General features: G+C 61.6%; 23 protein-coding genes. 14 read left to right on the top strand and 9 right to left on the bottom strand.

Annotation, left to right across the window (positions count from 1 at the left end; translation table 11 throughout):
* The first annotated feature begins 4 nt into the window (after nt 1-4).
* Together J5M72_RS15040 and J5M72_RS15035 are read left to right on the top strand one after the other, a co-directional pair.
* Nucleotides 5-844: a DUF692 domain-containing protein gene (locus tag J5M72_RS15040; RefSeq protein ID WP_207866163.1), complete on the top strand. Its 840-nt coding sequence runs from the start codon at nt 5-7 to the stop codon at nt 842-844.
* On the top strand, nt 837-1586 hold the full coding sequence (locus J5M72_RS15035) for a putative DNA-binding domain-containing protein (protein ID WP_207866161.1): 750 nt from the start codon (nt 837-839) through the stop codon (nt 1584-1586). Before J5M72_RS15040 ends, J5M72_RS15035 begins: the two co-directional genes overlap by 8 nt.
* A gap of 65 nt (nt 1587-1651) precedes the next feature.
* Here the strand turns inward: J5M72_RS15035 and J5M72_RS15030 are convergent, their stop codons facing one another.
* Together J5M72_RS15030 and J5M72_RS15025 are read right to left on the bottom strand one after the other, a co-directional pair.
* Nucleotides 1652-2959 carry a HAMP domain-containing sensor histidine kinase gene (locus tag J5M72_RS15030; RefSeq protein WP_207866159.1) on the bottom strand — a complete coding sequence of 436 codons (1308 nt, stop codon included), beginning with the start codon at nt 2957-2959 and terminating at the stop codon, nt 1652-1654.
* Entirely contained in the window at nt 2956-3696 is a 741-nt protein-coding gene (locus J5M72_RS15025; protein WP_085708690.1) for a response regulator, read from the bottom strand. The genes J5M72_RS15030 and J5M72_RS15025 overlap by 4 nt, the downstream gene beginning before the upstream one ends.
* A gap of 307 nt (nt 3697-4003) precedes the next feature.
* Between J5M72_RS15025 and J5M72_RS15020 the strand changes: the two genes are divergently transcribed.
* The 3 genes from J5M72_RS15020 (at nt 4004) to J5M72_RS15010 (ending at nt 5881) form a co-directional block, all read left to right on the top strand.
* The gene (locus tag J5M72_RS15020; RefSeq protein ID WP_169429814.1) at nt 4004-4264 is read left to right on the top strand and encodes a DUF2790 domain-containing protein; all 261 of its coding nucleotides are present in this window, start codon (nt 4004-4006) and stop codon (nt 4262-4264) included.
* A 28-nt stretch (nt 4265-4292) separates the two neighbouring features.
* The gene (locus tag J5M72_RS15015; RefSeq protein ID WP_169429815.1) at nt 4293-4589 is read left to right on the top strand and encodes a hypothetical protein; all 297 of its coding nucleotides are present in this window, start codon (nt 4293-4295) and stop codon (nt 4587-4589) included.
* 77 nt (nt 4590-4666) lie between these two features.
* The gene (locus J5M72_RS15010) at nt 4667-5881 is read left to right on the top strand and encodes a cytochrome c biogenesis protein DipZ (RefSeq protein WP_207866157.1); all 1215 of its coding nucleotides are present in this window, start codon (nt 4667-4669) and stop codon (nt 5879-5881) included.
* Between the two features lie 18 nt (nt 5882-5899).
* On the opposite strand, the gene J5M72_RS15005 is transcribed toward J5M72_RS15010, so the two are convergent.
* Nucleotides 5900-6361 (bottom strand): GNAT family N-acetyltransferase, encoded by a 462-nt coding sequence (locus tag J5M72_RS15005; protein WP_207866155.1) that lies wholly within the window; start codon nt 6359-6361, stop codon nt 5900-5902.
* Between the two features lie 230 nt (nt 6362-6591).
* Here J5M72_RS15005 and J5M72_RS15000 point away from each other — a divergent pair, with 230 nt between their 5' ends.
* Nucleotides 6592-6864 (top strand): DUF4242 domain-containing protein, encoded by a 273-nt coding sequence (locus J5M72_RS15000; protein WP_169429818.1) that lies wholly within the window; start codon nt 6592-6594, stop codon nt 6862-6864.
* A 33-nt stretch (nt 6865-6897) separates the two neighbouring features.
* Nucleotides 6898-7710, top strand: coding sequence for a class I SAM-dependent methyltransferase (locus J5M72_RS14995; protein WP_207866153.1), 813 nt, complete (start codon nt 6898-6900; stop codon nt 7708-7710).
* A 52-nt stretch (nt 7711-7762) separates the two neighbouring features.
* Here the strand turns inward: J5M72_RS14995 and pcsA are convergent, their stop codons facing one another.
* Nucleotides 7763-8485 (bottom strand): phosphatidylcholine synthase, encoded by a 723-nt coding sequence (gene pcsA, locus J5M72_RS14990; RefSeq protein ID WP_169429820.1) that lies wholly within the window; start codon nt 8483-8485, stop codon nt 7763-7765.
* Between the two features lie 257 nt (nt 8486-8742).
* On the opposite strand from pcsA, the gene J5M72_RS14985 reads away from it, so the two are divergent.
* The 4 genes from J5M72_RS14985 (at nt 8743) to ligD (ending at nt 14556) form a co-directional block, all read left to right on the top strand.
* A complete protein-coding gene (locus J5M72_RS14985) occupies nt 8743-9465 on the top strand; it encodes a tellurite resistance TerB family protein (RefSeq protein WP_207866151.1) in 723 nt (240 codons plus the stop codon).
* Nucleotides 9466-9632: 167 nt separating this feature from the next.
* Entirely contained in the window at nt 9633-11009 is a 1377-nt protein-coding gene (locus J5M72_RS14980; RefSeq protein ID WP_207866149.1) for an iron-containing redox enzyme family protein, read from the top strand.
* An 11-nt stretch (nt 11010-11020) separates the two neighbouring features.
* On the top strand, nt 11021-11974 hold the full coding sequence (locus J5M72_RS14975) for a class I SAM-dependent methyltransferase (RefSeq protein ID WP_207866147.1): 954 nt from the start codon (nt 11021-11023) through the stop codon (nt 11972-11974).
* Between the two features lie 17 nt (nt 11975-11991).
* Complete coding sequence (gene ligD / locus J5M72_RS14970) at nt 11992-14556, top strand: DNA ligase D (RefSeq protein ID WP_207866145.1); 2565 nt, start codon at nt 11992-11994, stop codon at nt 14554-14556.
* Here ligD and J5M72_RS14965 read toward each other — a convergent pair whose 3' ends face one another.
* Entirely contained in the window at nt 14557-14958 is a 402-nt protein-coding gene (locus J5M72_RS14965) for a hypothetical protein (RefSeq protein WP_207866143.1), read from the bottom strand. It lies immediately after the preceding gene.
* A 114-nt stretch (nt 14959-15072) separates the two neighbouring features.
* A complete protein-coding gene (locus tag J5M72_RS14960; RefSeq protein WP_207866141.1) occupies nt 15073-15387 on the bottom strand; it encodes a DUF2388 domain-containing protein in 315 nt (104 codons plus the stop codon).
* Nucleotides 15388-15634: 247 nt separating this feature from the next.
* Here J5M72_RS14960 and J5M72_RS14955 point away from each other — a divergent pair, with 247 nt between their 5' ends.
* Both J5M72_RS14955 and mqo read left to right on the top strand, forming a co-directional pair.
* Nucleotides 15635-17248, top strand: a complete 1614-nt coding sequence (locus J5M72_RS14955; RefSeq protein ID WP_207866139.1) for a methyl-accepting chemotaxis protein — start codon at nt 15635-15637, stop codon at nt 17246-17248.
* A 471-nt stretch (nt 17249-17719) separates the two neighbouring features.
* On the top strand, nt 17720-19369 hold the full coding sequence (gene mqo, locus J5M72_RS14950) for a malate dehydrogenase (quinone) (RefSeq protein ID WP_169429828.1): 1650 nt from the start codon (nt 17720-17722) through the stop codon (nt 19367-19369).
* Between the two features lie 66 nt (nt 19370-19435).
* Here the strand turns inward: mqo and J5M72_RS14945 are convergent, their stop codons facing one another.
* The 3 genes from J5M72_RS14945 to J5M72_RS14935 form a co-directional block, all read right to left on the bottom strand.
* Entirely contained in the window at nt 19436-19864 is a 429-nt protein-coding gene (locus J5M72_RS14945; protein WP_207866137.1) for a nuclear transport factor 2 family protein, read from the bottom strand.
* Nucleotides 19865-20386: 522 nt separating this feature from the next.
* Nucleotides 20387-21253, bottom strand: coding sequence for a CAP domain-containing protein (locus tag J5M72_RS14940; RefSeq protein ID WP_207866135.1), 867 nt, complete (start codon nt 21251-21253; stop codon nt 20387-20389).
* Nucleotides 21254-21392: 139 nt separating this feature from the next.
* Entirely contained in the window at nt 21393-22163 is a 771-nt protein-coding gene (locus J5M72_RS14935; RefSeq protein ID WP_207866132.1) for an alpha/beta fold hydrolase, read from the bottom strand.
* Between the two features lie 112 nt (nt 22164-22275).
* Here J5M72_RS14935 and J5M72_RS14930 point away from each other — a divergent pair, with 112 nt between their 5' ends.
* Entirely contained in the window at nt 22276-23220 is a 945-nt protein-coding gene (locus J5M72_RS14930) for an aldo/keto reductase (protein WP_207866130.1), read from the top strand.
* Nucleotides 23221-23274 lie beyond the last annotated feature (54 nt).

Here is a 23274-nt window from a genome sequence, read left to right as displayed (position 1 = left end):
GCCCATGCAGATTCCCCACCTCACCTCGCAGGCCAGCGTCGGGCTCGGCCTGCGTCGCGGCTTGATGAAGGATCTTCAAGCCGCGCGCACCGGCGATTTCGACTTTCTCGAAGTCGCCCCGGAAAACTGGATCGGCGTCGGCGGTGCCCACGGTGCCGCGCTGCGTGAACTGGCCGAGCGTTATCCGTTGTCCTGCCACGGCCTGTCGTTGTCGCTCGGTGGATCGGCGCCGCTGGACGTCGATTTCCTTCGGGAAGTCCGGGTGTTTCTCGATCATTACAACGTGCCGCTGTACAGCGAGCACTTGAGCTATTGCAGCGACGACGGTCACCTCTATGACCTGCTGCCGCTGCCATTCACCGAAGAGGCGGTGCACCACGTTGCCGCGCGGATCCGTCAGGCCCAGGACATTCTCGGCCGGCGCCTGGCAGTGGAAAACGTTTCCTATTACGCCGCCCCCCGGCAGGACATGGACGAGGTGACCTTCACTAACGCCGTGCTGCGTGAGGCCGATTGCGACCTGCTGCTGGACGTCAACAACGTCTACGTCAACTCGATCAACCACGGGTTCGACCCGCAGACATTTCTGGTCGGGATCGAGTCGGGCCGGGTGGTCGGGATGCACGTGGCCGGGCATTTCGACGAGTCCGACACGCTGAAGATCGATACCCACGGCGCTTCGGTGAAGCCGGTGGTCTGGTCGCTGCTGGCAGATGCCTATGCACGCTTTGGCGCACAGCCGACCTTGCTCGAGCGCGACTTCAATTTTCCGGCCTTCTCGGAACTGGTGGCCGAGTTGCAGACCATTCGCCGCTTGCAGAATCAGGGAGGCCAACGTGGATAACCTTGAGCAGCAACAACTGGCGCTGACTCGCTACTTGCGCGATCCCGAGAACGAGACGCCCCCGGCCGACATGAATGCGGCCCGGGTCAACGTCTATCGCGATCTGGTGTTCAACAATGTCTCGCAACTGTTGGGCGGGACGTTTCCGGTGCTGATCCGGATCATCGGTCAGGAGCGCTGGCGCACATTGATTCGCGGCTTCCTGCGGGACTACCGGGCTCAGACGCCGAAATTCGGTGAGATCGCCGAGGCGTTTGTCGATTACCTCGCCTCGGAACCCGCAGCTTTGAGCATGGGCGAGTGGCCGGCATTTCTGGTGGAGCTGGCGCATTACGAATGGGTGGAAATGGTGTTGCAGCAGTCCGATGCCCAGCCGCTGCCGGCAAGTGATCCCGCGCTGCTGCTGGAGCGGCCACTGCAGGTTTCGGCGCTGGCGTGGCCATTGGCGTACACATGGCCGGTACAGATGCTCGGGCCGGATCATCAGCCGTCTGCGCCACCGGCCCAGCCAACGTTGTTGCTGGTGCGGCGCACAATGGATTTCAGTGTGAAGTTTTCCGAGCTGAGCCCGTTGGCGTGGCGGTTGTTGCAGCGAATTGGCGAGTTCCCTGCGCTGAACGGTCGTGAACAACTGGAAGGGTTGGCGATGGAAGCGGGGATGCCAGTAACAGCATCATTCATGGACAGTGGTCTGGCGTTGTTGCAGCAGATGCATGAGGACGGTGTGTTAGGCATTACCTGATTTCGCAAACACCGCAAATCCTGTGGGAGCGGGAAAGCCCGCTCCCACAGGGAATTATGTTTGACTCAGGAATGCATGGGCAGCTTCAGTTCAGCACACAACCCGCCACCGTCACGGTTGCTCAGATTCAGCGAACCCCCCAGCGCCATCGCCAGTTGCTGGGCAATCGCCAGGCCCAGTCCGGTACCGCCAGTGCTGCGGTTGCGCGAGTTTTCCACGCGGTAGAACGGTTCCATCACCTGCGCCAGTTCCTCTTCGGCGATGCCCGGTCCGCGATCCATGACTTTGATCGAGAGGCCGTTGCTTTGGCGTTCGACCAATAGTTCGGCAGCACCGGCAAATTTCAGCGCGTTGTCGGTCAGGTTGACCAACACCCGGCGCAAGGCATGAGGTCGGGTGTCGATGACCGCTTCGCTCTTGCCGCTCAACTGCACCTCCTTGCCCATGTCCTGATAATCGAACACCAGGCTGTCGAGGAACGAATCGAGGTTGGTGCGGCGGCTTTCCTCGGTCGCGCCGTGGATGCTGCGCGCGTAGGCCACGCCTTCACGCACCAGATGCTCCATCTCGCCGAGGTCGTTCCACAGCTTGTCCTTTTCCGTCGAATCGTCCATGAACTCCGCGCGCAGTTTCATCCGGGTGATCGGGGTTTGCAGGTCATGGGAAATCGCTGCCAGCAATTGCATGCGTTCTTTAAGGTACGCGGCGATCCGCGCCTGCATGGTGTTGAACGCACGGGCGGCGTAGACCACTTCGCTCGGACCCTTTTCGTCCAGATTGATCGGGTGAGCATTGGGGTCAAGGGTTTCCACCGCGTTGGCCAGACGGGTCAGGGGACGGATGGCGATGCGTACCGCCAGCCAGGTGCAGGCAATCATCAGCGCCAGTTGCCCCAGCAGCACCACCGGCAGCCACGGCGACAGCGGCACCATCGACGGGCGCACGTCGATGGTCACCGGGCTGCCGTCGCTCAGGCGCAGGTGGCCCTGAAAGTGCTTTTTCGGCCCCGGAATGTCGGTAAAGGTCAGCGGGTACTTCTCGCCAATGGCGTCGGTAATCGAGGTGACCGCGATCGGCACTTCGCCGGCGCCGATCGGTGTACCCGGTTCGCCCTCGCTGAGCAGGTAACCGTAGTTGTTCCGGGCCAGGCGTTCGAGCCATATCGGACGCTCTTCGGCCGGCAAGCGATCGAGGATCGCAATCGAGGTCGAAACGTCGGTTTCCAGGTTGCCGAGCATGGTGTTTTTCGCACTTTCGTAGCGCTCGTAATACTGCGCGCCGAACGACAGCGCCTGCGCCAGCAGCAAGCCGATCAGGAAAATCAGCGACAACCGTGAGGCCAGCGTGCGCGGCCAGTGCAGGGCGAACGTCATGCGGGCGCTCCGAGGATTTCGACCGGTAGCGAGAACACATAACCTTCACTGCGCACGGTCTTGATGTAGGCAGGTTCCCGGGCGTCGTCCAGCAGGCGCTGGCGCAAACGGCTGACCAACAGATCGATGGAACGATCGAACAGATCGGCGTCGCGGCCCTGGGTCAGGTTGAGCAGTTGATCGCGGCTCAACACTCGTTGCGGATGGTCGAGGAACACCCGCAGCAAACGGTATTCCGCGCCGCTGAGGGCGACCATGGTGCCGTCGGTGTCGAGCAGATGGCGGGCCGAAGTGTCGAGTTGCCAGCGCCCGAAGGCCAACAAGCGACCGCTTTCTGTGACCACCAGATTGGGTGGCAGCATCCGCGTGCGGCGCAGCACGGCATTGATTCGCGCCAGCAGCTCGCGTGCGGCGAAGGGTTTGGTCAGGTAATCGTCGGCACCCATTTCCAGGCCGATGATGCGGTCGGTTTCGTCGTTGCGGGCCGTCAGCATCAAGACTGGCGTGGCCTTGTGTTTGCCGGCGCGCAGTTCGCGGCACAGTAGCAGGCCGTCATCCCCCGGCATCATGATGTCGAGCACGATCAGGTCGACAGTGTTGGCTTCCAGAAAACTGCGCATCTGCCGGCCATCAGCGACCACCGTGGTGCGCAGGCCGTTCTTTTTCAGGTAGTTGCCAACCAGTTCGCGAATCTCGCGGTCGTCATCGACGATGAGAATGTGATCGACATGATCCATGGAGCCAAACCTCTATCAAGTGGGGGAATGTCTCGCAGTCTATAGAGCCCGCGCGGGCTCGCCTGCCTGCCTTTGTATTGCAGTGTATCCGGCGCAACGATGGATACATGTGGACGCAAAATCGCGATTTTTTCAGGGTTTTGTATCGCTGTGTATCCCCCTGCGGGCGAGATACGTAGCGATTTATACCGGCTGTTTTCCGACACAGACGGGATACCTCGCGAGCTTTAAATGAGCTCCATCGAGGCACACCGCAACGCCTCGGCTCAATCAACGACCTACCCATTGAAGCCTTGAGGAAATCGCCATGACCAACAAATCCGTAATCGCCGCCTGCCTGTTTGCCGCCCTGAACATCTGCACCCTGTCGGCCCGCGCCGAAGCGGTTGCCCCGCAAACCTACACCTACGGCACCCATCTGGACATCCAGAAAGTGCTCTCGATGAAAGAAGACCAATCGATGACCTGCGGCATCGTCGACGCCCGCATGACCTACCTCGATTCGGCCGGTCAGACCCGCGTTCTCGACTACAGCAAGTTCGCTGACGGCTGCGACAACCAGAACTGATCCGCCACCCATTTAAAGGAAGATTGCCATGAACAACGTATCGCGTTTCTTGACCGCCATTGCCTTCTCGTTTGCCGGTGTCGCGGCGCATGCCAACAGCGCCGTCGAACAGAATAGCTGCGCCGGCAGCACCTGCTTTCAACTGAGCCCGGTGGCCAAACAGGGCAGCGATGCCTTGATCGCCGCCGACGGCGCCAGCCGCACGCCGCAGGGGCAGATGGTCGCGGCCGACGGCTCCAGCCGCACGCCGCAAGGACAGATGGTGGCGGAAAACGGCGCCAGCCGCACACCGCAAAGCCAATGGCTGGACAGCCAGACCGCTTGAGCTACCCGGGTGCCTGTCGGTGAACGGCAGGCACCTGTTTGATCGGCAGACCGCCCACATTTCAAAAGGTGAACCCTATGTTCCTCATCGCTTTCCTGGGCGGTCTGTTGACTGTCCTCAGCCCCTGCATTCTGCCGGTGGTGCCGTTCCTGTTTGCCGGAGTCGACCGCAGCCGTTCCTCGATCCTGCTGACACTCGGCGGCATGGCCCTGACCTTCGCGGCGATTTCGAGCCTGGCGGTGGTCAGCAGCGAATGGGTGATCCAGGCCAACAACACCGGCCGACACATCGCGCTGATCGTGATGGTGCTGTTTGCGCTGTCGCTGATTTCAGCACGCATCGGTGACTGGCTGGCGCGGCCATTCGTGTTGCTGGGTAATCGCCTGGATCCGGACTCCCGCAAGAAGGCCGGTCCCATGGGCTCGATCATGATCGGCGTGGCCACCGGTCTGCTGTGGGCACCGTGTGCCGGTCCAATCCTCGGCGTGATCCTCACTGGCGCCATGTTGCAAGGTGCCAATGCCCAGACCAGCCTGTTGCTGCTGGCCTACGGCGCGGGCAGTGCGCTGTCGCTGGGAACGTTGATCTTTGCCGGTCGCGGCTTGGTCAACCGGTTGAAACCGTCGATTCCGTTCACTGGCTGGTTGCGTCGCGGGGCGGGCGTTGCGGTGTTGGCGGCAGCCGCCGTGATCTCCACCGGCGCTGATAAAACCCTGCTGGCCGGCACGTCGTCCGAAGGCGTCGCCAGCGTCGAGAAAAACGTGTTGGAAAACGCGCCGAAAGTGATCGATTACTTCATCAGCAAAGTGCGGGCGGATTCGACGTCGGACGAGCAGGGCAAAGGCGCGATGCCGTCACTGGCCGGCGCAGTGCAATGGCTGAACTCCCCGGAGCTGAACGCCGAATCCCTGCGCGGCAAAGTGGTGCTGGTGGACTTCTGGACCTACGACTGCATCAATTGCCAGCACACGCTGCCGTACGTGAAAGAGTGGGAGAAGAAGTACGGCAAGGACGGCCTGGTGGTGATCGGTGTGCACACCCCGGAATACGGCTACGAGCGAATCATCGACAACGTCAAGGATCAGGTGAAGAAACTCGGTATCACCTACCCGGTGGCCATCGACAACAACTACGCGATCTGGCGCAACTTCGACAACCAGTACTGGCCGGCGCACTACCTGATCGATGCCAAGGGGCAGGTGCGTTACACCCACTTTGGCGAGGGTCGCTATGAAGCTCAGGAGCAGATGATTCAGCAACTGCTCAAAGAGGCCAAGGCACCTGCAGCCTGAACCGCGAACGTCAATGGCTCACAGGTCGCGCACCATGAGCCATTGTTCGTTGTCCCAGGCCTGAAAACGCTCCAGCACTGTCCAGCCGCGTTTGGCGTAGTAGTCCTGTTTGTTTTGCGTATGCAGGTAGAAACGCGGCAGGCCTTGTTTCTTTGCTTGCTCGGCAATTCCTTCGATCAATTTTTCTGCCAGCCCCTGACCGCGAGATTCGGGACTGACCAGCACGCAGGCCAGCCAAGGCTCCAGATCCGGTCGTTGCGCAAGATCTGCACGAGCCAGTGCCGCGCCACCGAGCAAACGTTCGCCGTCCAGTGCGAGCAGGCAGCGCCAGTCGCCGTTTGTTTGCCCTTCGGCAAACTCCCGTTGCCACTCGGCCAACGGTTGATGGGCATATTCGTAGTGAAACTGGCGGTGGATCCACTCGGCGTAAGTGTCGCTGTGCTGCATGTGGTCGGCGAGCCATTCGAGGCGCAAGGACATGGTCGGATTCCGTTCGCGGTTCGGGTCTGCATCAGAGCCGATCCGACGACACCTTGGCAACCCCCATGAGAGTGTTTCGGGGCCTTTACAAAATCCCGCCATTCATCGGCGAAAGCCCGGTTTTAAAGGCTCTTTAGACGATTGGAGGGGACGCCGTACGGCCTCGGGGCGATAGTGGAAGAGCAGGGCTGTACCCGCCCTGTCACTGATAAAAAGAAAGCGAGGTTGCCATGCCGAAATTCGTGATTGAACGCGAGATTCCAGGGGCCGGAAAGCTGTCGGAGCAAGAACTCAAAGCCGTGTCGCAAACGTCCTGCCAGGCGTTGCGTGAACTCGGACCGCAGGTGCAGTGGCTGCAGAGTTATGTCACCGCCGACAAGGTGTATTGCGTGTACATCGCCCCCAACGAAGAGCTGGTGCGCGAGCATGCCAGGCTGGGCGGGTTTCCCGCCAACAGTGTGTCCCGGGTGATGAACATCATTGACCCGACGACCGCCGAGTAACGCCTGATTCAACCTGTCGTGGAGCACCCATCGATGAGCACCCCCATTGATCTCACTGCCCTGAAGGAACGCCAGAAAGTCGCCTGGGCCAGTGGCGACTATGCCGTGATCGGCACCACCTTGCAGATCGTCGGGGAAACCCTCGCCGAAGCCTGCGATTTACGCTGCGATGAAGAGGTGCTGGACGTTGCCGCCGGCAATGGCAATGCCACGCTGGCGGCGGCGCGCCGGGGCTGTCGGGTGCTGTCCACCGATTATGTCGCGGCGTTGCTGGAGCGCGGCCAGGACCGGGCGCGGGCCGAGCATCTGGACGTGACCTTCCAGGTCGCTGACGCCGAAGCGCTGCCGTTCGCCGATTCCAGTTTCGATGCGGTGCTGTCGACTTTCGGTGTGATGTTTGCCCCGGATCAGGCCAAGGCTGCGCAGGAACTGGCGCGGGTCTGTCGCCGTGGCGGGCGGATCGGCCTGGCCAACTGGACGCCGGAAGGCTTCGTCGGCCAGATGTTCAAGACCCTCGGTCGCTACCTGCCACCCCCGGCTGGCGCGCAACCACCGTCGAACTGGGGTTCGGAAGCCTGGCTGCATTCGCACTTCGATGAGCGCCAGTTCCTGATGCAAGTGACTCGTCGCCACTTCAATTTCCGTTATCGCTCGGCGGCACACTTCATCGACATCTTCCGCCACTGGTACGGGCCGGTGCACAAGGCATTCGCCGCATTGCCGCCGGAAAGCGGGCAGGCGCTGGAAGGGGATCTGACGCAGCTGATCGACGGGCTGAACCGGGCGGGGCCGGATTCGATGGTAGTGCCGAGCGAGTATCTGGAGGTGGTGATTACCAAACGCTAAGCGTCATGCAAGACAAGTGTGGGAGCGAGCAGGCTCGCTCCCACAAATTCTTCTATTTCAGGTGCGAAGCATCGAACCACTCCAGCGCCGTGCGCCAGATGCAGATGCCGAGGAAATAAGCCGACGCCAGCAACCACAAACCCATCACCAGCGGGTTGATGACCGGGTGGTTGAGCACCAGCGACAGGCTGCACAGCAGCCAGATCGCCGTTACCGCAATATTGATCGGCATGAACCGGCGCACACGGAACGGATGGAGGAATTTCATTCGGGTCACGGTCAGCAGCGCCAGAGCGATCACGGTCAGGAAGGTGATCCACGGCCCCGGGGCGATGATGTACAGGCACAGCGCAACCACGTTCCACGCGGCGGGGAAACCGACGAAGTAGTTGTCCTTGCTCTTCATGTTGACGTTGCAGAAGCAGAACAGCGACGACACCAGAATCAGCGACACGGTCAGCAGCAGGGTGTAGTCGGGCAGGGGAATGTAGCGATAGATGAACAGTGCCGGAATGAACACGTAGGTCAGGTAATCGATCACCAGATCGAGGATCGAGCCGTCGAAACTCGGCAGCACCGATTGCACGTTGACCTTGCGCGCCAGCGCCCCGTCGAGGCCGTCGACGATCAGCGCCACGCCCAGCCACATCAGGCAGTGGATTGGCTGGTTTTCCAGCAGGGCGAGGGTGGCGAGGAAGGCTGTGACCACGCCGGTCGCGGTGAAACCATGGGCGCCCCAGGCCTTGAGCCTGGCGATGTGAACGGTCGATATCACGGAGGCGGTCTCCAGAAAGTGAAGCAGGCCGGGAAACGTCTTGAGCAACAAGCGTGCGGCCAACCGGGTCGGGGTTGCAGCTATCGACCGGCCGGGCCGGGATAAGGTTCACCCATTCATGAATGTTAGCTGGCAACGGAATTTTTTCGACGCAGAAATCATTCGCCCTCCCAGTGTCAGCCAAACGGTGCTGGCACAACCGGTGCGCAGGTCTATCGTTGCCTGACGCGGTTACGCCTTTGCCTGAGGACGACGTCATGAACACCAGTGATTTGCTCGAACAATTGCTGCGAGGCCAGGCCTCGGCGGGACAACAACAAAGCGGCGCTGGGTCCGGTGATGGTCTGGGCGGACTCGGCGGCTTGCTGGGTGGTCTGCTCGGTGGCGGCGGTGCGACTGCCGGCGGACTGGGCGGGCTGTTGGGCGGTTTGCTTGGGGGCACAGGATTGGGGGGTGGAGCACTTGGCGGTGGGACGCAACGTCGTTCCGGCGGCACTAACTACGCGGCCCTGGCCTCGCTGGGCATGATGGCGTTCCAGGCGTATCAAGCCTGGCAACGCAGTCAGGCGTCAGCCGCGCCGCAACAGACACCGCAGACGGCGGACCTGCTGGCCGGCCCGCAGGTCGAGGAGCACAGCCACGCGGTATTGCGCGCATTGATCGCGGCGGCCAAGGCCGACGGGCGGATCGACGCGTCGGAGAAACAGCTGATCAGCAGCGAAATCGGCCGCCACACCGATGACCCGGACCTGCAGCAATGGCTGGACGCCGAAGTCGCCAAACCCCTCGATGCCCGCGAAGTCGCGCAGGCGGCGAACAACGATCCGGCCGTGGCCGCCGAAATGTATATCGCCAGTGTGATGCTGGTGGACGACCAGCAGGATGCCGAACGCAATTACCTGGATGAGCTGGCGGCGGCCTTGCAGATCGATCCAGAGTTGCAGGTGCATCTGGAGCAGCAGGCCAAAGGTACGGCCTGAAACCCACCGCTCACAGCCTTCGGCAACTTCTGTTCAGGAAATAAAGTTGCCGGGGGCTCCGTCCGTCCGGGCAAATTTCACGTCGATTGAATTTTTGCAGCGCGCTGCCTCTCTGCTGCTTTAGAGGCGCGTGAACCAGCGTCCTGCCAATTGACCGGGAATCTGCCATGACTGTCCTGACATGTTTGCTTTCAACACCTGCCCACGCGCAATCGATCCATCCCCCTGGAGGCTTGCGCAGCCTGTATGAAGCATTGCTCTCGGGGGACCCCCCCCGTGCCCTGGCGCGTCCGTTTCTCGAAGAGCAACTGCTGCAGGCTGCGCAATTGCCAGAGGTGTTGCCGCCGGATCCTTCGGTATGGCACGACTGGGTGGCCGAGCATTGTGCCGAAGTCGGCCGGCAATACGCCGATTATCTGCAACATCGCAAGGACGGTGGTTCACGGCAGTTTTTCAGTGGCAAGGCCCATGCGCTGTATTTCCTGCAAGCGGTAGCCCCGACCAAACGGGTGGACGGTGCCTGGCTTTACGGTCTGTTGCAGCACTGGCGCGATCCACGCTTCTGCGGCCTGGTCTGCACTTATCTGGAAGAGCTTGGTGAAGGCAACCCTGCGCAAAACCACGTGGTGATCTACAGCAAACTACTGGCCGAGCATGGTCTGGAACACGCAGATGCCTTGCCCGACGAGCGTTATCTGCAAGGTGCGTTGCAGCTCGCACTGGGTGCCTGCGGCGATGACTTTCTGCCGGAAGTCATTGGTTACAATCTTGGCTATGAACAACTGCCCTTGCACCTGTTGATCAGCAGTTATGAGTTGAGCGAGCTGGGCATCGATCCGTATTACTTCACCCTGCATGTGACCATCGATAACGCCAGCACCGGCCATGCGTACAAAGCCGTGCAGGCTGCACTGGATCTGATGCCGCTGGAGGCTGATCGCGCCGATTTCCTGCGCCGGGTTTCGCGGGGCTACCGGCTCAACGATTTGGGGCAGGGCAGTCGCGCCATCATCGAGGGTTTCGACTTGACGCGTGAGTTGCTGGCCATGCTCGAACGCAAGCGCGTCTTCGGCCAGGACATGCATTCGGACTATTGCCGGTTCGAAGGCAAGACCGTCAATCAATGGCTGGCCGCGCCAGAGCAACTGTCAGGATTTCTCCAGGCGCTGCAAGACAAAGGCTGGATAAAGCGTCATCAAGACCCTCAGGCCAGCCGCTTCTGGCAATTGATCGAGGGCGATGGCGCGTCGATGTTCGGCGTGTTCAATGACTACGAAAAACAGCTGCTGCATGACTGGATTGCCGGTGACCGGGCGCCTGCGACCGGACCGGTTCCGGCGCGACGTCGGAGTCGAGCGGCACCGGCAGTCACGGTGTCCGCGCAGGATCCCGATGTCCGGCAATTGAACGCGGCACTGCACGGGCTGGATGGTCACGGACAGATGGCGGCGCTGATCCCTTGGCTGGCGCCGGCCCGTCATGCTCATCCGGCCGGTTTGCTCGCGACCCGCCGTTTCATCGAACTCAAATCCGGCCTGGACTGAGGGAGTCGCCCATGAATCAGGAAGCGTTGCTGTCCGCCGACGATCTTGCGCTGTTGCAACTGGGCCGGCGCTTGCAGGCGGACGGCTATCGATTCGTCACACCGACGCCGCTGACCCATCAGCGGGTCAATCAGCGCGACGAAGGGCAGGCGGTCGACTGTCTGCGCGATGTTTTCGGCTGGTCGCGTTCCTTCGAACCCGGATTGCTTTCGGCCGATGAGGAGCGGCAATGGCAGGAGGCGCTAATCCTGGAGGCCTGCGATGGGCGTCTGAAGAGTCGGGTGCGCTGGTCGAGTCTGGACGATTTGCTGTTCGTACATTCGGGGTTTCCCACCGAGGCGGCCGATTCGGTGTTCTTCGGCCCGGATACCTACCGCTTCGCCCAATTGATTCACAGCCATTTGCAACAGAGCTTTGCCCCGATCCAGCGCGCCGTGGACATCGGTTGCGGCGCCGGTGTCGGTGCGATTCTGATCGCCCGCGCCCGTCGCCAGGCACAGGTGCTGGCACTCGACATCAATCCCGCGGCGTTGCGCCTGACCACGATCAACGCAGCGCTGGCAGAAGTGGCCAACGTCGAAGTGCTGGCCAGTGACGTGTTGCAAGGCGTGGAGGGCGAGTTCGACCTGATTGTTGCCAATCCGCCCTACATGGCGGATCCGGCGGGGCGCGCTTACCGCCACGGAGGGGGAACGCTGGGAGCCGGGTTGTCGTTGCGCATTGTCGAGCAGGCGCTCAATCGCCTGACGCCCGGAGGCTCGCTGTTGCTCTACACCGGTGTGGCGATGGTCGATGGCCGTGATCCGTTTATTGACACCGTGGTGCCGCGGCTGGATGCAACGAGGTTCGACTGGACTTACCGTGAACTCGATCCCGATGTCTTCGGCGAGGAGTTGCTGAATGTCGGCTATCAACGGGCCGAGCGGATCGCCGTGGTGGCGCTGACCGTGACCCGAACTGGATGAAACAAGGCAGGTGCGCCATGAACAGGAACCTCGACGACTACAACCGCATGCGCGACTTCTCGGCGACCTCGGAACCGGCAGCGGTCAAGCGTCGGGGCAAAAAGACTGGCGCCGGTCACGCGTTGCAGTTCTGCATCCAGAAGCACGACGCTTCGCACCTGCATTACGACTTTCGCCTGGAGTTGGACGGTGCGCTCAAAAGCTGGGCAGTGCCCAAAGGCCCGTCACTGGATCCCAAGGTCAAGCGCCTGGCGGTGCATGTCGAGGACCACCCTCTGGATTACGCGACATTCGAAGGCACCATCCCGCAGGGGCATTACGGTGCCGGGGACGTGATCGTCTGGGATCGTGGCGTGTGGATCCCGCTGGAGGATCCGCAGGAGGCCTATGCCAAGGGCAAACTCAAGTTCGAGCTGCAGGGCGAGAAGCTTGGCGGCGTGTGGAATCTGGTGCGCACCCACATGCCGGGCAAAAAGGAGCAGTGGTTCCTGATCAAGCATCAGGACAGCGCCGCCCGGCCGCAAAGCGATTACGACGTGCTGGTCGCCGAGCCGGATAGCGTGCTCAGCGAGCGCACCCTTGTCGATAAACCGAGGCTCGACGCCAGGCAAGTCAAACCGCTGAAACAGCCAGCGCGCAAACCTGACTCGGCCAAGCTTGTCGGCGCGCACAAGGCGCGAATCCCCGCCCGGTTGAAACCGCAGCTGGCCACGCTGGTGGACAGCGCTCCGGCAGGGGACTGGAGTTACGAAATCAAATTCGACGGCTACCGGGTCATGGCGCGCATCGATCATCAAACGGTGCAGCTGTTTACCCGTAACGGCCATGACTGGACGCACAAACTGCCGGAGCAGGCTCAGGCACTGGCGGCGCTGGGGCTGGAGTCGGCGTGGCTTGACGGTGAAGTAGTGGTCGCCAACGAAAACGGCATTCCGGATTTTCAAGCGCTGCAGAACGCCTTCGACACCCGCCGCAGCAGCGACATCCTTTATTACCTGTTCGATGTGCCTTACCTCAATGGTGTCGACCTGCGCGAAGTTCCGCTGGAAGAACGGCGGGCAGCGCTGGCCACGGTATTGAAGGCTCACGAACATCCGTTGCTGCGTTTTTCCGAAGCGTTCGACGAAACGCCGCAGGCGTTGCTCAACAGCGCCTGCCAGATGCAGATGGAAGGCTTGATCGGCAAACGTCGCGGCTCGCCCTACGTGTCGCGGCGCAGCAGCGACTGGATCAAGCTCAAGTGTAAACATCGCCAGGAATTCGTGATTGTCGGCTACACCGATCCGAAGGGATCGCGCAGTGCCTTTGGTGCACTGCTACTCGGTCTGCATGATCGCGACAGCGGCGAGTTACGTTATGCCGGCAAGGTCGGCACTGGCTTTAACGAGGCCACCTTGAAAACCGTGCTTGCCCGGCTCAAGCCGTTGCGCACGAAAAAGACTGCGCTGACCAACCCGCCCAGTGGATTCGAGGCCAAGGGGGTGCACTGGCTCAAGCCGCACCTGCTGGCGGAGGTGGCGTTTGCCGAAATGACCCGGGAGGGTTCGGTTCGCCATGCCGTGTTCCATGGTCTGCGCGATGACAAACCGGCGCTGGAGATTACGCAGGAGCGAGCGAAACCGATGAAAACTTCAGCCGCGAAACCCCCTGTGAAAAAGCCGGCACCTGCCGCCAAGGCACCCTCTCAGACAGGGATGGTCAGCGGCAAGGTCAGAATCACTCACCCGGACCGCGTGATCGACGCCAGCAGCGGCACCACCAAGATGCAACTGGCCGAGTACTATGCCAGCGTCGCCGAGTGGATCCTGCCTCAACTCAAGGATCGGCCCGTGGCGCTGGTGCGGGCACCGGAAGGCATTGCCGGCGAACTGTTCTTCCAGAAAAACGCCGAAAACCTGGCGATTCCCGGCATCCGCTTGCTGGACAAGCACGTCACCGGACAACCGGTGATGCTGATCAACAACGTCGAAGCGCTGATCGGTGCGGTGCAGATGAGCACCGTCGAACTGCACACCTGGAACGCCACCACGGTGGATCTGGAAAAGCCTGACCGCTTTGTTCTCGATCTGGACCCGGATCCGGCACTGCCGTGGAAAAGCATGGTTGAAGCCACCGCCCTGACTCTGACCGTGCTGGATGAACTGGGCCTCAAGGCTTTCCTGAAGACCAGTGGAGGCAAGGGTATTCACCTGGTGGTGCCGCTGACGCGCAAGCATGGCTGGGACGAGGTGAAGGATTTCAGCCATGCCATCGTCAATCATATGGCTCGGCTGTTGCCGGAGCGGTTTTCAGCGGTGTCGGGGCCGAAGAACCGTGTGGGGCGGATTTTCATCGATTACCTGCGCAACGGCCTGGGCGCCACGACCATTTGTGCCTACGCCGCCCGCACCCGGGAAGGGCTGCCGGTATCGGTGCCGCTGTTCCGTGAGGAAGTCGGCGAGATCAAAGGCGCTGACCGGTGGAATGTGCACAACGTTCATGAGCGCCTGGCGGACGTCGGCGATGAGCCCTGGGCGAACATGAAGAAAACCCGACAGAGCATTACCGCCGAGATGCGCAAACGGGTCGGCCTGAAAAAGTGATCAGGCGTCGCGCAGCAAGTCGTGGGCGTTGAGCAGTTCGAAGGCGATTTCCGGGTGTCTTTCCAGCCCCCGGCGAATGGCGGCCGGGATCGCTTGGCGAGTCTTGCGACACAGGCCCGGCAGTTCAGCGATTTCGATGGCGATACCGCGCATGGTCCGCACTTCGTTGAAACCCGGAGCGATGTCCATGCGAATGCCCAACTGTTCGAACATCCGCTGTCGCAGGCGTTCGAGGTCAGCCAGGCTTTGCAGGTTTTCCAGGCGTTCGAGCAGGCGCTTTTCTTCCTGCCGCGTGAGCAAAAGTATGCGCAGATCCGCGCCGGGCATTTCCAGCAACGGATCGCGCCCGCAAATGCAGGCGCCGGGCGGGCAGGGGGAGCGGATCGGGGCGGCAATCGTCATGGCCTCCATCATAGAGGCCGTTCGACGGTTTTGCCCATGGTCGCCCGGCTGCCGTCCATCGGCAGAACGCAGAGGTGGCAAATCCGTCAGCCACCGTCGTCGAGCGCGTGGCTGTTACTGCGACAGACCTTCGTAGTGGACCAGGATCGCATTGGCCAGCTCTTCATCGCTGGCGTTCAAGCCCGGGTTTTCCTGACGAACCTGTTGCAGCGCCGATTCCAGATACGCGCCACGGATGGCACCGCCGCTGGCGACGAATGCGGACAGGTCGTCACGGGCCGGAATCACCATTTTGTGATCCTTGAAGGTGGAATACAGCGACGCGGAAACACCGGCCGAGGTGGCGACATCCCCTGCATCCACACGGGCGAAGGCTGAGCCAAAAGGCAGGCAGAGCATGAGAGACGAAACAAGTAATAAACGACGCATGACGGTGTTCCTCCAGCAGCGTAAAGCGAAAAGGAAGTACCACATAATGTGAGAGGTGCGGCGTGACCGGTAGTTCCGTGCAAGATGGCGGGTGGTCGCCGCACAAAGTGAGACCTGGTGCACAGTCTTCGAGGGCGCGGGGCGGGTGCTGACACACATTGCGACGCTCTGGCGCGGCAGCCGGGTGGAAATGAGCTTAACTGAAACGCTGAAAGGCTCATTTCAGGGCGCTCCGGGAGGATCCACCGTGTCGATCAAACTGCGTTTGGTGCTGCTGATTGCGACCAGCCTGCTGACAGCGCTGATCGTGAGCCTGGTCAGTTATGTCGGCAACCAGCGGATGGCGTCGGCAGTCAGTGACAACGCCGTCAGCATGAGTGCGCTGCGCAATCACATGGAAGCCGACATGATGCATGACGCCCTGCGCGCCGACGTCTATTCGGCCATGCTGGTGGGGCTGGGCAAGAGTAACGGCACGGCGGACGAGGTGCGCCGTTCCGTAGAGGAGCATGCCGCGCATTTTCGCGATGTCCTCGGCGAGAACCTCAAACTGCCCCTGGACGCCACGATCCGGGCTGCGCTGGAGCAGATCAAGCCAAGCCTCGACACTTACATCAACGCGGGCGAGCGGATTGTCGGGCTGGCGCTGGACAACCCCGACACGGCGCAGCACGAACTCGGTACGTTCAGCGCCGCGTTCAGCCAGCTTGAAGAACAGATGGCGTCCTTGAGCGAACTGATCGAAACCAGTACCCGGCAGACCAGCCAGGGCACCGAGGCGGCGATCCGCAACGCCAACATCGCCCTCGGCATTGTGCTGATCGCCAGCCTGTTGCTGCTGCTGGTTCAGGGACGCTGGGTGATCCTCAGCATCACCGGTCCGCTGAAAACCGCCAGCCGCATCGCCGAGAGCATTGCTCATGGCAACCTCAGCGAGCCGATCGCCGAGCCGTCCGGCAAGGACGAAGCCAGCGCGCTGATCCGCACGCTGGCCACCATGCAGCGGGATCTGCGAGAAATGATCGACGTGGTGCGACGCAATGCCCACGGCGTCAGTGGCATGAGCGAGCAACTGAGCCACGGCTGCCATCGGGTGGCGGACAGCAGCCAGCAACAAAGCACCGCCGCCGGCACCATGGCCGCTGCCGCGAGCCAGATGACCGCCAGCATCGAAGAAATCACCCGCCACGCCGAACGGGCCCTGAGCATGGCCAGTCAGGCCGAATCACTGGCCAAGAACGGCGGGCAGGTGATCCATCAAGTGGTCAGCGACATGGACGACATCGCCCGCTCCGCCCAGCAGTCGGCGCAGGTGATCCGCACCCTGGATCATGAGTCCGAAGGCATCTTCAACATCATTCAGGTGATCAAGAGCATCGCCGACCAGACCAACCTGCTGGCGCTCAATGCGGCCATTGAAGCGGCCCGGGCGGGTGAGCAGGGCAGAGGTTTTGCTGTGGTCGCCGATGAAGTGCGCAGCCTGGCTGCCCGCACCAGCGCCTCGACCCAGGAAATCGCTGCGATGGTCGCCCGCATCCAGAACAGCACCCGTGAGGCGGTCAGCAGCATGGAGGCGGGTGTGGCTCAAGTCGACAAGGGGATGGCCGTCACCGCCGACGTCGAACGGGCCATCCGCGAAATCCTCGACGCCACCCTCAACACCACGCAACTGGTCAACGACATCACCCGCACCATCGGCGAACAGAGCCAGGCCAGCAACGAAATCGCCCATCAGGTGGAGATGATCGCCGGCATGTCGGAAGGCAACAGCAAGGTGATCGGCGAGACAGCGAATACGACGGACGAGTTGTCGACTCTGGCGGGGCGGCTGGCGCAGTCGGTGGATCGATTCCGGTTGTGACCCGGGCGCCGTCAACCTCATTTGTAACCAGTGCAAGGCCGCAGGCGGGTGGGGAACGGACGGTCAAATGGCTGAATGGCTTCAGCCAGAGGCATTGTCGGGGTCATGTTCGGTGGCCATCAGCCGATAAGTCATCAGGCGGATAAAGACCATCAAGTCGGGAACAGACGCGCGGGTTTGCCCTGACGTGATATTCTTCGCGCCACTTGGTTTGACCTAATTCAGTCTGGCGCGCTTTTCGGCGGGCCGACCGAACCCCTGTCGCTCAAGTAGCTGAAGCCAATAATGATAAGAAGTCAGTTCAGAAGGGACATATAACTGAGGTCGACGCAGCCTGTCGGCCTTGTGTGCCCACCCGTCAAAATTGAAGTGTGCCGGAACCTGCGACGCTGGCCTGAGTGTCGCGAAAAGAGGGGGAACGCATACGTACAACAGCGGCGGGCGGAAGGCGTTTTATCATAGGTGCAACGGATGTTTAAAAAAGTGAACACAGCCCTGCTGGGTCTGGCTTTGGCGATGGGGATGACATCCGCCAATGCTGACGAAGCAAAGAAAGTCGACGTCCTGCTGATCGGCGGCGGCATCATGAGCACCACCCTCGGTGTGTGGATCAATGAGCTGGAGCCAAGCTGGTCGATGGAAATGGTCGAGCGCCTCGACGGCGTCGCCCTGGAAAGCTCCAACGGCTGGAACAACGCCGGTACCGGTCACTCGGCGCTGGCCGAGCTGAACTACACCCCGGAAGACGATAAAGGCAACGTAACGATCCCGAAAGCCGTCGAGATCAACGAAGCGTTCCAGGTCTCCCGTCAGTTCTGGGCCTGGCAGGTTCAGCAAGGCGTTCTGAAGAACCCTCGCTCGTTCATCAACACCACTCCGCACATGAGCTTCGTGTGGGGCGATGACAACATCAAGTTCCTGAAAAAGCGCTACGAAGCCCTGCAGGCGAGCCCGCTGTTCGCCGGCATGCAGTACTCCGAAGACCCGGCCGTGATCAAGAAGTGGGTTCCGCTGATGATGGAAGGGCGTGACCCGAACCAGAAAATCGCGGCCACCTGGAGCCCGCTGGGCACCGACATGAACTTCGGCGAAATCACCCGCCAGTTCGCCAGTTACCTGCAGACCAAGCCTAACTTCGATCTGAAACTGTCGAGCGAAGTACAGGACATCACCAAGAACGCCGATGGCACCTGGCGCGTCAGCTACAAGAACCTGAAAGACGGCACCAAGACTGAAACCGACGCCAAGTTCGTGTTCATCGGCGCCGGTGGCGGTGCCCTGCACCTGCTGCAGAAGTCCGGTATCGAAGAAGCCAAGGAATACGCTGGCTTCCCGGTAGGCGGCTCGTTCCTGGTGACCGATAACCCGGCCATCGCCGAGCAGCACCTGGCCAAGGCCTACGGTAAGGCTTCGGTTGGCGCACCTCCGATGTCCGTTCCGCACCTGGACACCCGCGTCCTGGACGGCAAGCGCGTCATCCTGTTTGGCCCGTTCGCAACCTTCAGCACCAAGTTCCTGAAGGAAGGTTCGTACCTGGACCTGCTGACCAGCACCACCACCCACAACATCTGGCCTATGACCAGGGTCGGCATCAAGGAATACCCGCTGGTCGAGTACCTGGCCGGTCAACTGATGCTGTCGGATGAAGACCGTCTGAACGCGCTGAAGGAATACTTCCCGAACGCGAAAGCCGAAGACTGGCGCCTGTGGCAAGCCGGCCAGCGCGTGCAGATCATCAAGCGTGATGAAGCCGCTGGCGGCGTGCTGAAACTGGGCACCGAGATCGTTGCTTCGAAAGACGGCTCCATCGCCGGTCTGCTGGGCGCATCGCCAGGCGCATCGACCGCTGCACCGATCATGCTGAGCGTGCTGCAGAAAGTCTTCAAGGACAAGGTCGCTACCCCTGAGTGGCAGGCCAAGCTGCACCAGATCGTTCCAAGCTACGGCACCCAGCTGAACAACGATCCGGCCAAAGTGGCCGAAGAGTGGGCTTACACCGCCAAGATCCTGCAACTGCCAACGCCTCCGGCGATTGGCCAGGCTGCACCTGCAGCGGCACCTGCTTCGGCTGAAAAGCCACAGGCTCCGAAAGAAAGTGCTGCACGTGACATGGCTCTGTAATTAGACGCCTGACACACAAAGCCCACTGAACCGGTGACGGTCAGTGGGCTTTTTTGTGCCCGGACTTCAGGCTTTGGCGTTTGCCAGATAAGCCCCCAGGCGCCGGCCCATTTCCTCCCCCAGCGCCTGCAACCCGCTCAACGGCCGCACCATCACTTCGAACTCGACGATCTTCCCCCGTTCATCGAAGCGGATCATGTCGATACCCTTGAGCTCCTTCGACCCAACCTTTGCGCTGAACTCCAGCACCACGTTCAAGCCATCCGCCGTCGCCAGTTCACGGTGGTATTTGAAGTCTTCGAATACGTTGAACACAGTGTTGAGGATCATCGAGACCACCGGTGCGCCGGGGTAAGGCGTGTGGGCCATCGGCGAGCGAAACACGGCTTGTGGATCGAGCAGGTCGGGCAGGGCTTTCAGGTTGCCGGTACGGATCATGTCATGCCAGCGGTTCAGGGATTCGGCGGCGTTGGGGTGCAGGTTCAGCTCGGACATGGTTTCACTCCTGTATTTTTGTTGTTCTTTGCGTGGCGCCCATGACTCTAGATCAAAGCGGCGCAATGGAAACCCTCTGTATCGATCTGAATGTCGACACATGAGTGCGCCAGATCCATCTGATCCGCTTTTTCCTGTTGAATCTGCATCTGTAACCGTCTCAGCCAAGCGCCCAGAATAGCCCTGCGGTTCGGCCACATGGCACGCGCTTCATTCCGAAGCGCCCGGTGCGCCGGACATTCAGTATTCAGGAGGCCTTCATGGCTAAGATGGCGTTTTTCCTCGGCGGCTTTCTCGTGTTGACCATCATGATCGGCGTCCTGGCCACGATTTCACCGGTCTGAGCCGTCCCTCGCCAGTCGGTTTCCGCAGGCCCGGACGGGTGTCGGCACAGGATCCGGACTAAACCGGGGTATCCCTTCACTGGGGTACCCATCGTGGCGCCCAAGTCATGGACTCTGCGCACGATCAGGGTGGGTGCCGATGGCGGCGAGCGGGCGATGCGTCGACCGAAGTGAGGTGTCAAGGCGCGCCGAACAACATCGTCCAGTACACACCGTTGTCACTGCGGGCATCACTGGCAAAACCGGCGCCGACCTGGGTGAACATCGGGTTCATCAGGTTGGCGCAGTGTCCGGGGCTGGCGAGCCAGCCGGCCATCGCACTGCCCGGTGAGCTTTGCCCGGCGGCGATGTTCTCGCCGATCTGCCGCCCACGGTAACCGGCGGATCGGGCACGATCCGCCGGCATGTCGCCGTCCGGGTCCTGGTGAGCGAAGTAGTTGCCGTAGGCCATGGCCTTGCTGTGGCCCTGAGCCGCGGCGCCGAGGGACGGGTTCCAGCTCAGAGGCCGGGCAGCGGCGAAACGCTGGCGTCCGCACAGGCGCGGCCGGGCGCGGGCAGCGTTGACTTGCGCCAGCAGGGCCTTGCCGACGCTGCGGTTGTCACCCATGCGACTGTCGATCAGCGGACGGGCCAGCACCACTTGCCATTCGCTGCGGGCGTGGCTGATGCCGATGTCGGCATACTGCGCATCCAGCAGCGCGCTGCAATGTTCGTCCTGCAACTGATCGAACGCCTCTTCGGCATCCTCGGCCCCGACAATGCGGATGCTGCGCACGGCCACTGCCGCATAACCGGAAGACTTCAACTGCTCGCGCAACCCGCCGCCGTAGCCATAGCCGATGGGCAACGCAATGTTCTGCTTGAGCGCCAGCGGCGCCAAGCGTTGTGCCGCACGCCGGTCACAGCGTTGCGGATGGGCGCGCAGGTCATTGATGGCGGCCGCCAGTTGTCGTTCCGCGCCGGCATGGGCGGTGGGGGCTAGCAGAGGGGAGAGGAGCAACAGGCACAGCGATACGAAGCGAGACGAACGAGCGGCGTGGCGCATGGGACGCAAGACTCTGAAAAATACAGCGCTGACAGGGAGTTAACCGCGAATGCGGCGCGCGTAGGACTGGCCTTTCTGCACTTGGTTCACGGGACGCCCAGGGCTTTGTCGGGACGCCGACGAACTGCGCAAGGGGCACTCAACGGTTCAGCACATCCTTCATCCATTGCAGGTATTGCGGGCGCTCGGAAATTGAATTGTGCGTCGCCTCCGTCACCACTTTCAGGGTCGCCACACCATCCGGGAAATTGCGCAGCAGGCGTTCGCTACTGGCCCGTGGCACCACCTCATCATCGCTCGCCGCCAGCAGCAGGGTCGGCGCACGGATATGTTCGGCGTACTTGCCCGATTCGTAACGCTCCTTGAGCAGCCATTTCACCGGCACCCACGGGTAATGCCGGACGGCGAGTTCCTGGAGGCTGTTGAAGGGCGTGACCAGAATCAGCCGCGTTACCGGCCGCTGACTGGCCAGCCGCACCGCGACGCCGGAACCGAGGCTGCGCCCGATCAGCGCAATCTGCGGATGCCTGGCAAACACCTGATCGAAAAGCCCCACAGCATCCCGGGCAATCGCTTCTTCGGACGGCGAACCGTCACTGCCACCAAAACCGCGATAGTGCAGCAGGTAGATCGCGTGGTCGGGAAACGCCTCGGAAAACGCCGGCAGATTGCGCGAGACGTCCTCGGCATTGCCACCGAAATAGATCAACGCCCGTGCTCCGGAATGCTCGCGGACACTGACGCGAATGTTCGCGTCGGGCATTGTCAGGGTCATCCGCGATTCCGCCGAATCCATTGAACCTGACGGCGGAAAATAGATCAGCGAGCGCTGGAACACGAACAGTGCTGCACACAGGATCAGGTACAGGGCCAGCAGCAAAGCGACGAGTGACATCAGGATTCTGGACATTCGACTAACTTTAACGGGACGTGAGGGGTCGCCCATGCAGTGTAGTTGAGCCTTCCCCGGTGACCGCCGCCGCACACAAGGTGCAACAGATCCGCGCAACAGAGGTGCGAGCATGAGCCACACTCAGGGTTGTTCCCGTCGCCGCCTGCTCAAACTGGCAGCCGGGGTCACCGCGCTATTCACTGTTGACCGGGCGTTGGCTGCCGCCACGTCGTCGAGTGCCCCCGGAGGCCAGACCATGCAGACCCGCGCCATTCCTTCCAGCTCCGAGCTGCTGCCCCTGGTAGGGCTGGGCACTTATCGCGGCTTCGACGTCGCGCCCGGCGAACCGGCCTATAAACAATTACCGGCGGTGCTCGACGAGTTGTTCAGAAAGGGCGGCACGCTGATTGACAGCTCACCGATGTATGGCCGCGCCGAAGAAACCACCGGCGAGCTGTTGTCGATTCACGAACCCCGTTCACCGGCGTTTCTGGCAACCAAGGTGTGGACCCGGGGACGCGAGGAGGGCATCGCGCAGATGGAGAACTCCTTGCGCCTGCTGCGCACCGATCGCATCGACCTGATGCAGATCCACAACCTGCTGGACTGGCAAACTCATCTGCCGACGCTGCGCGAATGGAAGGAACAGGGCCGCATCCGTTACATCGGCATCACCCATTATACGCCCTCGGCCTACGAGGAAGTGGAAGCGGTGTTGAAGGCCGAGCCGCTCGACTTCCTGCAGATCAACTACGCCCTCGATGACCGTGGCGTGGAAAAACGCATCCTGCCGTTGTGCCGCGAGCGCGGGGTGGCAGTGATCTGCAACCGGCCGTTTGGCGGCGGCGGGCTGCTGGCCCGGCTCAAGGGCAAGCCCCTGCCTGGCTGGGTATCGGACGTGCAGGTCAACAGCTGGCCGCAACTGGCGCTGAAGTTTTTGCTCTCGAACACGGCGGTGACTTGTGTCATCCCGGGCACCGGCAACCCGCGTTACATGGCCGACAATGCCGGCGCCGGGTTCGGGTCGATGCTGACCGATGCGCAGCGGCAGCAGCTGATTGCTCTGGTGGGGTAATTCCCATCGCAGAAGTGAATAGCGCACCAGCACCCCATGCCAGTGCGCGAGTGA

The sequence above is a fragment of the Pseudomonas sp. 58(2021) genome, from assembly GCF_017491585.1.
GTDB classification, from domain to species: domain Bacteria; phylum Pseudomonadota; class Gammaproteobacteria; order Pseudomonadales; family Pseudomonadaceae; genus Aquipseudomonas; species Aquipseudomonas fluorescens_BT.
Note: the sequence above shows the minus strand (reverse complement) of the source record. Positions and strands in the feature narration are given on the sequence as shown.